Annotated in this window: 10 protein-coding genes; 5 read left to right on the top strand and 5 right to left on the bottom strand. The window is 71.0% G+C overall.

What is annotated here, in order from left to right; translation table 11 throughout:
* Positions 1 to 11 precede the first annotated feature (11 nt).
* Both QSK39_RS07215 and QSK39_RS07210 read right to left on the bottom strand, forming a co-directional pair.
* On the bottom strand, positions 12 to 1,889 hold the full coding sequence (locus QSK39_RS07215) for an MFS transporter (protein WP_285476843.1): 1,878 nt from the start codon (positions 1,887 to 1,889) through the stop codon (positions 12 to 14).
* A gap of 49 nt (positions 1,890 to 1,938) precedes the next feature.
* Positions 1,939 to 2,706 carry a glutaminyl-peptide cyclotransferase gene (locus QSK39_RS07210; protein WP_285476842.1) on the bottom strand — a complete coding sequence of 256 codons (768 nt, stop codon included), beginning with the start codon at positions 2,704 to 2,706 and terminating at the stop codon, positions 1,939 to 1,941.
* A gap of 50 nt (positions 2,707 to 2,756) precedes the next feature.
* Between QSK39_RS07210 and QSK39_RS53250 the strand changes: the two genes are divergently transcribed.
* Together QSK39_RS53250 and QSK39_RS07200 are read left to right on the top strand one after the other, a co-directional pair.
* Positions 2,757 to 5,015: a DUF3027 domain-containing protein gene (locus QSK39_RS53250; protein ID WP_502873248.1), complete on the top strand. Its 2,259-nt coding sequence runs from the start codon at positions 2,757 to 2,759 to the stop codon at positions 5,013 to 5,015.
* Positions 4,996 to 7,815 (top strand): sacsin N-terminal ATP-binding-like domain-containing protein, encoded by a 2,820-nt coding sequence (locus tag QSK39_RS07200; protein ID WP_285476841.1) that lies wholly within the window; start codon positions 4,996 to 4,998, stop codon positions 7,813 to 7,815. Before QSK39_RS53250 ends, QSK39_RS07200 begins: the two co-directional genes overlap by 20 nt.
* 3 nt (positions 7,816 to 7,818) lie before the next feature.
* On the opposite strand, the gene QSK39_RS07195 is transcribed toward QSK39_RS07200, so the two are convergent.
* The gene (locus tag QSK39_RS07195; protein WP_285477961.1) at positions 7,819 to 8,046 is read right to left on the bottom strand and encodes a DUF2530 domain-containing protein; all 228 of its coding nucleotides are present in this window, start codon (positions 8,044 to 8,046) and stop codon (positions 7,819 to 7,821) included.
* Between the two features lie 82 nt (positions 8,047 to 8,128).
* Here QSK39_RS07195 and QSK39_RS07190 point away from each other — a divergent pair, with 82 nt between their 5' ends.
* The gene (locus QSK39_RS07190; protein ID WP_285477960.1) at positions 8,129 to 9,598 is read left to right on the top strand and encodes an NCS2 family permease; all 1,470 of its coding nucleotides are present in this window, start codon (positions 8,129 to 8,131) and stop codon (positions 9,596 to 9,598) included.
* Here QSK39_RS07190 and QSK39_RS07185 read toward each other — a convergent pair whose 3' ends face one another.
* Complete coding sequence (locus QSK39_RS07185; RefSeq protein ID WP_285476840.1) at positions 9,599 to 10,180, bottom strand: hypothetical protein; 582 nt, start codon at positions 10,178 to 10,180, stop codon at positions 9,599 to 9,601.
* A gap of 104 nt (positions 10,181 to 10,284) precedes the next feature.
* On the opposite strand from QSK39_RS07185, the gene QSK39_RS07180 reads away from it, so the two are divergent.
* On the top strand, positions 10,285 to 10,716 hold the full coding sequence (locus tag QSK39_RS07180) for a MarR family winged helix-turn-helix transcriptional regulator (RefSeq protein ID WP_284743003.1): 432 nt from the start codon (positions 10,285 to 10,287) through the stop codon (positions 10,714 to 10,716).
* Between the two features lie 107 nt (positions 10,717 to 10,823).
* Positions 10,824 to 12,080: an MFS transporter gene (locus QSK39_RS07175; RefSeq protein ID WP_285476839.1), complete on the top strand. Its 1,257-nt coding sequence runs from the start codon at positions 10,824 to 10,826 to the stop codon at positions 12,078 to 12,080.
* Here QSK39_RS07175 and QSK39_RS07170 read toward each other — a convergent pair.
* Positions 12,077 to 13,099, bottom strand: a complete 1,023-nt coding sequence (locus QSK39_RS07170) for a hypothetical protein (protein WP_285476838.1) — start codon at positions 13,097 to 13,099, stop codon at positions 12,077 to 12,079. The two genes, QSK39_RS07175 and QSK39_RS07170, sit on opposite strands and share 4 nt — an antisense overlap.
* Between the last annotated feature and the right edge of the window lie 157 nt (positions 13,100 to 13,256).

The raw sequence follows: 13,256 nt of genomic DNA, 5'->3' as shown, positions 1-13,256 counted from the left end.
GGGCTCAGACCCTACCGGCGGGCCGACGGGTCCCTGGGCAGGCCCTGGGCCGGGAAGCTGCCGGTCGGCTCGGGGCGCAGCGGCCGGTCGCCGCCGAGCCCCGGCACGAGCGAGCCGCCGCGGCGCACGAGGTACGTCTGGGTCGTCCCGACCGCCAGCAGGATCGTGATGACCATGAAGCCGATCCAGTACGTCGGCGGCAGCAGCAGGCCGATCGCGCCGCCGAAGCACCAGGCCAGCTGCAGCACGGTCTCCGAGCGGCCGAACGCCGACGCGCGCGACTCCTCGGGCAGGTCCTCCTGGATCACGGCGTCGAGGCTGATCTTGGCCAGCGCGCTGGCCGTCGCGCCGACCAGGCCGACGATCGCGGCCGTGGCCAAACCGGGCAGGATCGTCGCGACCAGCGCGGCCAGCACGCAGCCGGCGACGCACCCGACGATCACCTGGTCCGGGCTGCCGAAGTGCAGCCGCGAGCCCAGCGCGTTGCCGAGGAACCCGCCGGCGCCCGCGGCGGCGCCGATCACGCCGAGCAGCAGCAGCTGCATGAACGGCGTCTGCCCGCTGCCTTCGGTCTGGGCCTTCACCGCGAACGCGGCGAACATCATCAGGAAGCCGGTGAGCACGCGCACCGAGCCGTTGCCCCACAGCGCGACGACGATGTGGCGCCCCATCGGCTGGCGCCGCTTCTTCTCCGTCGGGTGCGCCAGCAGCGACGTCGGCACCTCGCCTTCGGTCGCCTCGACCCAGGCCGGGATCCGCATCGACTGCACGGCGGCCGCGACGCAGATCAGCGCGGTGAACCAGAGCGCGCCCGCCGAGCCGGAGATCGCGTTGATGCCGCTGGCCAGCGCGCCGAACGCGCCCGCGGCGACGAGGCCGAACGTCGTCAGCCGGGCGTTGGTCTTGGAGAGCGTGATCTCCGACGGCAGCACCCGGGGCGTCACCGCGGCCTTGAGCACGGTGAACGACTTCGACAGCACCATCATCCCGAGCGCGGCCGGGTAGAGCAGCCAGTCGTCGAAGTGCAGCGCCATCACGACGGCCATCAGCCCCTGGCCGACCGAAGACGCGCACATCGCCAGCCGCCGGCCCCGCTGCACCTTGTCGAGCGCTGGGCCGATCACCGGCGCGACCAGCGCGAACGGCGCGATCGTGATCAGCAGGTAGAGCGCGACCTTGCCCTTGCTCTCGCCACTGGTCGCGGCGAAGAACAGGGTGTTGGCCAGCGCGATCGCCATGGCCGCGTCGCTGGCGTAGTTCAGCATCACGGCGTAGGTCAGCGAGGTTAGGCCCGATTTCTCGGCGCCGTCGGCCTTCGTCGCGCGCTGGAAGGCGCCGACGGCCTGGCCGGTCAGCTGCCGGCTGCGCATCGCCGCCACGCGCGTGACGGTGATCTTCTTCGGCAGCTTCGGCGTGCCACCCGGGGTGTGCGGCTCCTCCCGCGGCGGCAGGGGCTCCGCCTCGGGCGGCCGCGGCTCGCCCGCGTAGCCACCGGTGTCGTAGTGCTCGTACTCGCCGCTGCCGGGACGGCGTTCGCCCTGGTAGAAGCCGGGCTGCTCGCGACGGACCGGCTCGGTGCGGTTCGGGTCGTAGGGCCGCGCGCCCCGCTGCGGCCGCGGCGCCATCGGCGGGGGTTCGTTCGGCGTGGGTTCGCCGTAGTAGCCGCCGCGCGCAGGGGGCGGAGGCGGCGGCGGGACGGGCCGTTCGACGCGGGTGGGCGGCGGCGCGCTCCGGTGCTCGACACGGGTGTGCTCCGCCCGGGTGGGGGCGACGGCCTCCCGCCACGGCTTGGCCTGCGCGGCGCCCGGCTCCGGCGTCCAGCGTCGCTTCGACTTGCGGCCGCGCGGCTGCGAGCCGGAGCCGTCGGAGCGGGAGCCGAAGAGTGCCACGTCTCAATCCTGCCTTACCGGGGGTCGGTTCCGCCTGCTCATCCGTGCTTCAGTCGTTCTTGGGGACGAACCTCACCCGGAACGTGACCTGCCACTGCTTCCCGGTGAGGAGGAATTCGTCCGTGCCCGGCACGGCGGCGATGCCGTTGAGCACGTCTTCGGTGCCGGTCGGGTTCAGCCGCGCGCGCAGCTGACCTGCGTCGATCACGCCGGTGACGTGTCCGGTGGCGGCGTCGACGCGCAGGATGGTGTCGGTGTGCCAAACGTTTGCGTAGACGTCGCCGCCCACGCACTCGAGTTCGTTGAGCTGGTCGCGCCCGACGTCGACGCTCCCGGTGACGGCGAAGGTCTTCGGGTCGCGGAAGGTCAGCCGGGACGAGCCGTTGCTCATGACGAGGCGGCCGTCGGCCTGGTGGCAGAGCCCCCAGCCTTCGCCTTCGTACTTGACCCGGCGCAGCTCGGCGAGGGTTTTGGCGTCGCGTTCGATGGCGAAGCCGTCTTGCCAGGTGAGCTGCCACAGCGTCGGCCCGAGGACGGTGACGCCCTCGCCGAAGAGCGGCGAGGGGAGCGTGGCGGTGGTCGTGGGCGGCCCGCCGGCCGGGCCCGCGGTGAGCGTCGACTGCCCGGCGAGGCCGGTGCTCTCGTAGAGGGTGGCGCCGGCGAACTCGAGACCTTCGGTGAAGGCGGCGGGGTCGTGCGGCAGGGTCGAGACCACCTGGACGGTCAGCTGTTCCGGGCTCGTCTCCTGGCCGGGGGCACTGGCGCAGCCGCCCAGCGCGGCGGCCACCAGCAGCGTGGTGATGATCGGCGTGCGCACATGAACAGCCTGGCACGGGCGCCGAGGATGCGTGCGGCACAATTGGCCGCATGACGCTGCTGCTGACCCTCGATGACGGTTCCGTGCAGCGCAAGCTCGCCGATGCGGTGGAGTTCGCGCGCGCGGCAGTGCTCGACGAAACGCCCGAGGAGCAGATCGGCACCCACGTGGGTGTTTCGCGTGAGGACGCGGTCACGGCGAGTCACCTGTTCGAGGCCCAGGTCCCGGGGTATCGCGGCTGGCGCTGGTGCGTGACGGTCGCCTTGGCGGGCGACGACGAGCCGGTGACGGTCAGCGAGGTCGTCCTGGTGCCCGGGCCGTCGGCCTTGATCGCCCCGGCGTGGGTCCCGTGGGAGCGCCGGGTCCGCGCGGGCGACCTCGGCGTCGGCGACATCTTCCCGACGGACGAGAACGACCCCCGCCTGGCCCCGGCGTACCTGCAGTCGGACGACCCGGCGGTGGAGGACGTCGCCCGCGACGCGGGCCTCGGGCGGGTGCACGTGCTGTCCAGGTTCGGCCGCACGGAGGCGGCATCCCGCTGGCACGGCGGCGAGTTCGGGCCGCGTTCGGACATGGCCCGCAGCGCCCCGGACGTGTGCGGGACGTGCGGGTTCTTCGTGCCGTTGGCGGGCTCGTTGCGCGGAGTGTTCGGGGTGTGCAGCAACGACATCGCCCCAGCGGACGGCCACGTGGTGGACGTGGAGTACGGCTGCGGAGCGCACTCGGAGGTAGAGGTCGAGGTGACGTCCTCGGTCCCGGTGGCCGAGCTGGTGTACGACGACTCGCTGTTGGACTTCACCCCGGCGCCGGCGCCGACGCCGACGTCGGCGTCGGCGGAGGTGGTGGAGACGGCGGCGGCCGAGCCGGAGACGGCGATCGCGGAGTCGGACGTGTCGCCGGCAGAGGTGGAGCCGGAAGCGGCTGGGGTGGTTGCGGAGCCGGTGGCGGCCGAGGCCGAGCCGGTGCGAGCCGATGCGGCTGGTGCTGCTGCCGAGCCGGTGGCGGTCGAGGCCGAGCCGGTGCGAGCCGATGCGGCAGGTGCTGCTGCCCAGCCGGTGGTGGCTGAGCAGAGCGCGGCGACTGAGCCGGCCGATGCCGAGCCGGCGCAGGTTGAGGCGGCCAGTGTGGTTGCCGAACCGGTTGCGGCCGAGGGTGAAGCGGCTGAGCGGATTGTTGCGGAGCCGACCCCGGCCGAGCCGGTTGCGGCCGAGGCTGAGCCGCTGCAGGTCGATGTGACGCGTGCTGCTGCCGAGCCGGTGGTGGCTGAGCAGAGTGCGGCGGAGTCGGCTCTGGCAGAACCGGTCGATGTGGTTGCCGAGCCGCAGACTCCCGCGGCGGAGCACGCACAGGCCGATGCGGCCGGTGCGATCGCTGAGCCCGTTGCGGCTGAGCCCGAGGCGGCGCAGGTCGAGGTGGCCGATGCGGCTGCCGAGACGGTCGCGGCCGAGGGTGAAGCGACAGATGCGGCGGCCGAGCGGACTGCAGCGGAGTCGGCCCCGGCCGAGGTAGTTGCCGAGCCGGTGCGAGCCGAGGCGACTGATGTGACTGCCGGTACCGAGCGAGCCGACGTTGCCGAGCCGGTGGAGTCCGGCTCGGCACAGGTTGAGGCCTCCACGACCGAGGGCGAAGCGGCCGATGCGGTGGCGACGGCTCAGGCTGAGCCGACCGATGTGGTTGCCGAGCCGCAGGCTGCCGTCGCCGAATCGATTGTGACCGATGCCGAGCAGGCTCAGCCGGAGCAGAGCGAGGCGGCCGAGGCTGCTGCCGTTGCCGAGCCGGCTCAGGCTGAGGTGACCAACACCGGGCGGCAGGTTGCCGATGCCGAGCAGAGCGAGGTGGCGGCCGACGCTGCGGCTGAGCCGACTCAGGCTGAGGCGAGCAACGCTGCGTCTCAGGTCGCCGATGTCGAGCAGGCGGTTGCGACCGATGTCGAGTCGGCGCTGGCCGAAGCCACTGATGCGGCCGCTGAGCCGCAGGCGGCTGAGGCTGAGCCCACGCAGGCCGAGGTCACCGATGCAATTACCGCACCCGTTGCTGAGGCGCCTCCGGTCGCGGCTGATGGTTCGGAGCCCTCGGAGCCCACGCAGGCTGAGGTCACCGGCGAAGTTGAGCCCGCTCAGGTCGAGGCGGCTGATGCGGTTGAGGCCGCAGCTCCCGTCGCTGCGGATGTTCCTGAGCCTGCCGAGGTATCCGAGCCCGCTCAGGATGACGAGCTGCCTGCAGCCGCTCTGACCGACAATGTGGTCACCTCGGAGCCCCCTGCCGGTGAAACTGAGGCCGGCCAGGCTGATGAGCAGCGGCGTCACTGAGCCGGACGGGGCCGATCCCTTCGGCACCGCGCGGCTTCGGGACTCCACCCTGCGCTCCTGGCAGGACTCGCCCACTCGGCTTCTCGAAGACACCAACGTCGAGCACGATCTGCGCGTTGGGGCCTATCGGGATCGGCTCTTCGTCGAGCTCGCCCAGAATGCCGCTGATGCCGCCATGGCTGCGGGGCGGCCTGGGCGGATTCGGGTGTCCCTTGTGGACCGGGAACTCAGGTTCGCCAACACCGGCGCTCCGCTCGATGCGCGTGGGGTCGCTTCCCTCGCCTCGCTGCGGGCGTCCGGGAAGACCGGGGATACCGTCGGGCGCTTTGGTGTCGGTTTTGCTGCCGTCCGCACCGTTTCCGATGCTCCCGTCGTCGTCTCCACCAGTGGTGGTGTCGTCTTTTCCGCCGAGCGAACGCGCGCTGCCGCGAACATCGAAGGGGACGTTCCCGTCCTGCGGCTGCCTTGGCCGGTGGTGGCCGACGTTCCCGCCGGCTTCGACACCGAAGTCCGGCTGCCGCTGCGGGATGACGTCGACGGGCGGGCTCTTCTCGACCAGCTCGGCGACGACATCGGGGACCTGCTCCTCGCCCTGCCGTGGCTGGCCGAGGCCGATGTGGACGGTTGCGTTTGGACTCGGAAGACCAATCAAGACGTCGTCGAAATCCGGGGCCCGCAAGGGGAAACCCGGTGGCTGACTCACCGCGGTGACGTCGTTTGGGCAGTGCCGGTCGACTCCGATGGGGTTCCGAAGCCGCTCGGCGAAGATGTTCTGCGCGCCCCCACCCCGACCGACGACGGGCTCTCGCTGCCCGCGAGGCTGCTCGCCTCCGTGCCTGTCGAACCTTCACGGCGTCGGGCCCTGCCTGGGGCCGAACTCGACAAGGCGCTCGAGAACGCCGCCAAGGAATACGTCCGGCTGGTGCGGTTGCTGCCGCCGGAACAGCGGTACGCGCTCGTGCCCGCGCCGGGCTTTCCTAAGTCCACTGTGGATGCGAAGCTGCGCGACGAAGTGCTGGCCGACCTCAGCGCCGAGCCGTGGCTGTCCACTCAGGACGGTGGTGAAGTCGCCGGGCGGCAGGCGAAGGTGCTCGACGTCGACGTGCCCGGCCTGCCCGAACTGATCGCCGACGTCGTTCCCGGGCTGCTCAAGGGCATTGCGCCCGCCGGTGTGCTGAAAGCCGTTGCGGTGCAGGTCATCAGCGTCGAAGAGGTGCTGGAAACGCTGACCGGCGTCGCCAGGGAACCGGGCTGGTGGCACGACGTCTACGCCGCTCTCGCCAAGGCGGTCGAGTCCCACGCGCTCGCGAGCGAGCGGCTGGACGGGCTGCCCGTTCCGCTCTCCGACGGCCGGACGCTGCCCGGAGCGCGGGGATGCCTGCTGGTCGAGGGATCCGCCGAACTGCTCGAACTCCTATCCGATGTGGACATTCCGGGGCTGCGGCTGGTGCATCCCGCCGCGTCGCACCCGCTGCTGGAACGCTTGGGCGCCAAGCAAGCCGACGCTCGTGAGCTGCTCAACGCCGACCAGCTGCGCGACGCCGTCGAGCGCAGTGTCGAAGACGTCCGGTCCGGATTGGACGGTACGACGCTCGCGGGCGCCGTCCTCCGGCTGATCGCCGACTGCGGGGACGACGCCCCGCGATGGGTCGGCGCCCTCGCCCTGCCCGCCACCGACACCTGGCGACGCGCCGACGAGCTCGTGCTCCCCACGTCGCCGCTCATCGACATCTTCGACGAAGAGGTCTTCGAAGAGGACGGTGCACTCGACGTCCTCGACGAGGACTTCGCCGAAGACTGGCCGGACGGCACGCTCAAGGCCGCCGGCGTCCTCGACTCGTTCGCGGTGGTCCTCGATGACGAGCCGCACGAGCCCGACCACGACCTGCCGGACGAGGAAGCCTGGTGGGACTCGCTGCCGGAACCGCCGTCGACGCTCGTCGCGATCCGGGACCTCGACCTGGTCGCCGACGACTCCTGGCCCGCCGCGCTCGAACTGCTGGCCGCGCGTCCCGAGACCCTGCCCGCACTGCGCGCGCCGCGGGGGCACGCGGCCTGGTGGATCGCGCAGTACGCCGTGCTCGGCGGGCTCGCCCCGAGTGAGTGGCGCCTGCCCAGTGCCGACCTGACCGGGCTCTACGACGAGGTACCCGACCTTGGCCTGAGCGAGGAACTGCTCGAGACCGCCGGGGTGCGCACCGACCTGGCACTGTCCAGTGTGGACGAAGCCGAAGACGTCCTGAAGCGGCTCGCGGATCCGGAACGGACCATCTCGACCGGACTGACCACGCGCGCTTACGACGCCGTTGTCGAGTCCGGGTTCGAACCCCGCCCGCCGGAAGCGGTCCGGGCCGCCGACGGGTCCGTTGTGGACGGTGCGCTGGTGCTGGACGTCCCCTGGGTGGCCGGGGCACTGGAACCCGACCAGTACGTCGTCGCGCCCGACGAGCCGGAGCGCCTCGCGGACCTGCTCGACCTCCCGCTCGCCAGTACCGAGCAAGCCACCGTGACCAGCGAAGGCGAGTACGCGCCGTGGGCCGAGCTGCCCGCGCTGAAGCTCGTCGCCGACCAGTTCGGCATCCGCCTGCCCGAGGGTGGCGTCCTGGTGCACGACCCGCTGACCGTCTCGATCCAGGGCGCCGAGCACGACGTCCAGTGGTGGTCCGACGGCCGCCTGCACGCGGCCGACTCCTCCGAAGGCCTGGCGCGCGCGTTCGCCTGGGCGGCCGAGCGCTGGCCCGACCGGCACCTGATCACCGCGCTGCTCGACGACCCATCGCCGCGGACGCTGCTGGCATAGGGCTCAGAGCCGCTGCGCCGACTTCGAGCCCCGCCGGGCGGCCGCCCGCTGCCAGCCGATGATCGCCAGGCCGATGAACCCGAGCACGAACCCGGACAGCGCTGTCTGCACCCACAGCCCCGAAGTCGTGAAGAAGAGCACCACCAGCGCGACAGCCCAGATCGAGGTGCCTACGATCACCACCGGCGTCAGGTCGGTCAGCTTCTTGGGCAGCTCCGGCGTGGGCCGCAACGAGCCCGTAACCTCCGGTGGATTGCTCGGATCACTCACGAGGTGCAGGGTACTCCGCAGCAGCGACAGAATGGGCAGGCGAATGGCGGAGCAGGAGACGACCCGCACCGGGACGTCCACACTGGACCGGTTCTTCAAGATCACCGAACGGGGTTCGACCGTGCCGCGCGAGCTGCGCGGCGGTCTGGTCACCTTCGTCACGATGGCCTACATCGTGGTGCTGAACCCGCTGATCATCGGCAGTTTCTCGGCCGACGACGCGGGTGCGCACAAGGACCTCCTCGGCGGCATCCTGCCGGTGCCGCAGGTCGCCGCGGTGACGGCGCTCGTCGCCGGCGTCATGACCATCCTGATGGGGCTCGTCGCGAACTACCCGTTCGCCATCGCGACCGGCCTGGGCATCAACAGCCTGGTCGCGGTCACCATCGCCCCGCAGATGACCTGGCCGGAAGCGATGGGCCTGGTCGTCATTGAGGGCGTCATCATCGTGGCGCTCGTGCTGACCGGGTTCCGGACCGCGGTGTTCCGGGCCGTGCCCGCGTCGCTGAAGTCGGCGATCGCGGTCGGCATCGGCGTCTTCATCTGCCTGATCGGCCTGGTCGACGCCGGGTTCGTCCGCCGGCTGCCGGACGCCGCGCACACCACCGTCCCGGTCGGCTTGGGCATCAACGGCTCGATCGCCTCCTGGCCGACCGCGGTGTTCGTCGTCGGCCTGCTGGTCACCGGCATCCTGGTCGTGCGCAAGGTCAAGGGCGCGATCCTGATCGGCGTGCTGTCCTCGACCGTGCTGGCCATCGTCGTCGAGGCGATCGTCAAGGCCGGGCCGTCGCAGGGCACGAACCCGAAGGGCTGGAACCTCGGCTACCCGGCGCTGCCGGACCAGGTCGTCGGCCTGCCGAACCTCTCGCTGGTCGGGGACGTCTCGTTCGGCGCCTGGACGCGGCTGCCGATCATCACCGTCTGCCTGCTGGTGTTCACGCTGGTCCTGGCCGACTTCTTCGACGCGATGGGCACCATGACCGGCCTCGCGAAGGAGGCCGACCTGCTGCCGAAGGACGGTCAGCTGCCCAACGTCGGCAAGGCGCTGTTCGTCGAGGGTCTCGCGGGCGCGGCCGGCGGGTTCGGCTCGGCCAGCTCGAACACGGTGTTCGTCGAGTCGGCGTCCGGGATCGCCGAAGGCGCGCGGACCGGCCTGGCGAACGTCGTCACCGGCGTGCTGTTCATCGCCGCGATGTTCCTGACGCCGCTCTACCAGGTCGTGCCGGTCGAGGCGGCCGCGCCGGCGCTGGTCGTGGTCGGCGCGATGCTGATGGCGCAGGTCCGCGACATCGACTTCACCGACTACTCGATCGCGCTGCCCGCGTTCCTGACGATCGTCGTCATGCCGTTCACGTACTCGATCGCCAACGGCATCGGCGCCGGCTTCGTCAGCTACGTCGTGATCCGCGCGGCGACCGGCAAGGCCCGCCAGGTGCACCCGCTGATGTGGGTGATCGCGCTGGCGTTCGTGGCGTACTTCGCGGTCGGCCCGCTCCAGGCGGCGTTCAGCTGATCAGCCCGGCGCGCTGACCTTCATCGCGGCGTCCAGCACGCCGCGGTTGGGGTCGAACTCGGCGGGCGGCGCCTCGTAGCGGATCGTGACGAGGCTGTCGCCCGCACCGAGCCCGATGACCGCGACCCGTTCGGGGTAGCGGCCGTCGCGGAGATAGGTGTAGTCCCATTCCGCCGCGTCCCCGATGTCACCGGCCTGTACGGGCTTGACGACCGAGCCGTCTTGGTGCGCCTTCGCGGCGATGGCCTGGAGTCCGCTCAGCGCGTCCTCCTGCGTGATCGGCACCTTGTCGGTCTCCAGGAGGAGATGACCGCTGCGGTAGCTCGCGCGGTCGTTCTGGTGGGTCACGGTCCAGCCGGACGGGACCGGGATCTGGATCGACCAGCCGCGCCCGCCGGCGACGTCGGGGAAGTTGTAGGCCTCGAAGGACGCCTGGTACGGCAGCGTGGTGGTCGTCGGCATCGACGGCGACGGCGGCGGTGGTGCGGCCGCCGGAGCCTCTTCGCCGCGCCAGAACTGCGCCGCCACGATCGCCAGGACCGCCGCGCCGACCACGGCCGAACCCACCAGCTTCTTGTTCATCCGACCCCCAGGTTCTCCTTCGAGGTGGACGCGCGAGCGTCTCGCGGGTTGCGGTTGACGGAGATCACCTGAAGGGACGAAGTTTCGTAAGGTATGCTAACTATATGTCCGGCGACACGCACGAACGCTCCTTGGCGAGCCGTCTGCGTCTCGCGGTGGTCCGGCTCAACCGCCGGCTGCGGGCACAGCGCGTCGGGGACGACCTCACGTTGACGCAGGTCGCCGCGCTGTCCACCCTGCACAAGTGCGGTGCGCTGACCCCGGGTCAGCTCGCCGCGAAGGAAGGCGTCCAGCCGCCCTCGATGACGAGGGTGATCGCCGCGCTCGAGGAGATGCAGTTCGTCGAGCGGCGCCCGCACCCGACCGATGGCCGGCAGGCCATCGTCGAGCTGACCGACAGCGGACTGGCCTACGTGCAGAAGGCCATCTCCGTGCGAGAAGCGTGGCTGGATCGGCAGTTGGCGGAACTCGGCGACGAAGAGCGCGAAGTGCTCTCGAAAGCCGCCGAAATCATAGACAGGATGGCGGGGAACTAACCACGGTGACGGCCACGGGTAGCGAAATCGAACGTTCCATCGAGACCACTGCTACCCGGGACACGGCGCCACCGCCGTCCGCTTCGCCACCATCCAAGCGCGGCAGCATGTTCGCGTCGCTGCGGGTCCGCAACTACCGGCTGTTCTTCACCGGCCAGGTCATCTCGAACATCGGCACCTGGATGCAGCGCATCGCCCAGGACTGGCTGGTGTTCACCCTCAGCGGCAACAACCCGATCGCCCTCGGCATCGCGGTGGCGCTGCAGTTCGCGCCGACCCTGTTCCTTTCGCTGTGGGCCGGCGTCCTCGCCGACCGCGTCGACAAGCGGCGGCTGCTGACCTGGATCCAGGCCGCGGCGTGTTCGCAGGCCGTGGTGCTCGGCGTCCTCGACATCACCGGGCTCGTCGCGCTGTGGCAGGTCTACGTCCTGTGCTTCACGCTCGGCATCACGGCGTCGCTCGAAGTGCCGACGCGGCAGTCGTTCGTCGCCGAAATGGTCGGCCGGGACCAGATCGCGAACGCGGTCGCGCTGAACTCGTCGATCTTCAACATGGCGCGGATTGTCGGCCCGGCGATCGCCGGGTTCGCGATCACCTGGATCGGCACCGGCTGGCTGTTCATCGCGAACGCGGTCAGCACGGTCGCGGTGATCACCGGGCTGGTCCTGATGAACCCGGACAAGCTGTTCCGCGTCGCGGCGGTGCCGCGCGAGAAGGGGCAGCTGGCCGAGGGCCTGCGCTACGTCCGGCGGCGCTCGGACCTGATGACGGTGATGGTGCTGGTGCTGTTCGTCAGCACGTTCGGCATCACGTACTTCTCCTCCCTCCCGATCGTCGCGGCGAACGTGTTCCACACCGCGGCCGACGGCTACGGGCTCTTGTCGACGCTGGTCGCGGTGGGCACGTTCACCGGCGCGATCATGTCGGCCCGCCGCGGCACGAAGGGCCGGCCGCGGGTGCGGCTGATGCTGGTGTCGGCGTTCTTCCTCGGCGTGTTCGAGCTGATCACGGCGTTCATGCCGACGTACCTGACGTTCGGCCTCGGCCTGATCCCGCTCGGCTTCGCCACGATGACGTTCCTCAACACGGCGAACGCGCTGGTGCAGACGTCGGTCAGCCCCGAGATGCGCGGCCGCGTGATGGGGCTGTACGTGCTGGTGCTCATCGGCGGCAACCCGATCGGCGGGCCGATGGTGGGGTGGATGGCGCAGGCGTTCGGCGGGCGGTCTCCGTTCTACATCGGCGGAGCGGTCTCGGCGTTGGCCGCGGTGGTGTGCGCGGTCGTGCTGATCCGGCGGGGCGGGGTTTCGTGGCCGGTTCAGCGGGGGTTCGGGCTCCGGGTGCTCAAGCGGGCGAAGGTCTAGCGGCCGAGTAGCGGGGGCACCACCTTCCCGGCCAGGTCCCGGATCCCCGGCATGGTCCGGTCCAGGTCGTACACCTTGACGACGAGCGTCTGGGCGGAACCGTCGACGAGCTGGACTTCGATGACGCCGCCCGAATCGCTCACGTCCGCCGGGCGGCCCGCGAAGCGGTCGCCGAAGTACTTAGTCGTGCTGTCGGGGTCGTACGAGAGCTTGATCTCGGCTTCCCCGGCCTTGTGCGCGCACGTGCAGGGCCAGTCGGGTTGGACTTCGGCGAGGGGAAGTTCCAGCGCCCGGGCCAGCTGGGTGCAGAGCTGCCGCATGATCAGCGGGTAGGCGGCGTCGGCGATGCCGGTGCCGGCGATCGGGGTCAGCTCGGGTGGGTGCTGCCGCTCCGCTTCGCTCGGCAGCGACGGCCCCGGGGAGGTGATCGCCCCGACCATCGCCGTGCCGAGCTCCTCCGCCATCCCCCGGAAGTCGCGCTCGGTGCGGACGCGGGTCAGGCTCACGATCCGGAGCTGGAGTTCCGGTGCCGCCCACCGTTCGCCGGTGTCGGCGAGCCGGACGGTCAGGACGGCGGGGCCGACCGGGCTTTCGCCCAGCGTGCCCCGGTGCCCGGCGACGGTGATCCCGGCCGGTTGGCCTCCGTCGACCGGGGCGCGGTCGTAGGTGCTCGCGGTGACGTCCAGGTCGGCGGTGACCACGTGACAGATACCGTTCGCGGCTTCGCGCAGGACCGGACCGGCCAGCACGCGCGCCCAGGTTTCCACCGGGACGGCGTTGCAGAGGACCTGCCCCGCGGTCCCGAACGGCAGGGCGGCAGCCATCTCGCCGGTCGGCAGCGGGACCGGGCGGATCGGCTCGGCGCCCGCGGTCGGCCAGGCCGACGGCAACGACCTGGGCGCATCTTCCGGTGAGTCGCGGGTCAGGAACCAGGCCAGCCCGCTCAGCACCGCGAAGACCGCCGTCAGCGAGACGGCGATCAGCACGGTGCGGTCCTTCTGCATCCCCCTCATGTTCACGGCGTAACCGTATCGGCACGCACCGACAGAAATAGGGGGGTTTCCGCAGGCGGGCTCACTCGAACGAGTGAGATGCGGGTCTCCTCAACGAGCCTCTTGCCCGAGAGGTGAGGTTAGGCTAACCTCATACATGTCCGCTTCGTGGTGGGAGCGGCAG

Source organism: Amycolatopsis sp. NBRC 101858, assembly GCF_030269325.1.
GTDB lineage: Bacteria > Actinomycetota > Actinomycetes > Mycobacteriales > Pseudonocardiaceae > Amycolatopsis > Amycolatopsis ponsaeliensis.
Note: the sequence above shows the minus strand (reverse complement) of the source record. Positions and strands in the feature narration are given on the sequence as shown.

What these genes read in the sequence shown, in the direction of transcription:
- QSK39_RS07200 (WP_285476841.1), top strand. Translation starts at nt 4,996, where the DNA reads ATGAGCAGCGGCGTCACTGAGCCGGACGGGGCCGATCCCTTCGGCACC.
- QSK39_RS07180 (WP_284743003.1), top strand. Translation starts at nt 10,285, where the DNA reads ATGTCCGGCGACACGCACGAACGCTCCTTGGCGAGCCGTCTGCGTCTC.
- QSK39_RS53250 (WP_502873248.1), top strand. Translation starts at nt 2,757, where the DNA reads ATGACGCTGCTGCTGACCCTCGATGACGGTTCCGTGCAGCGCAAGCTC.
- QSK39_RS07185 (WP_285476840.1), bottom strand. Translation starts at nt 10,180, where the DNA reads ATGAACAAGAAGCTGGTGGGTTCGGCCGTGGTCGGCGCGGCGGTCCTG.
- QSK39_RS07190 (WP_285477960.1), top strand. Translation starts at nt 8,129, where the DNA reads ATGGCGGAGCAGGAGACGACCCGCACCGGGACGTCCACACTGGACCGG.
- QSK39_RS07175 (WP_285476839.1), top strand. Translation starts at nt 10,824, where the DNA reads ATGTTCGCGTCGCTGCGGGTCCGCAACTACCGGCTGTTCTTCACCGGC.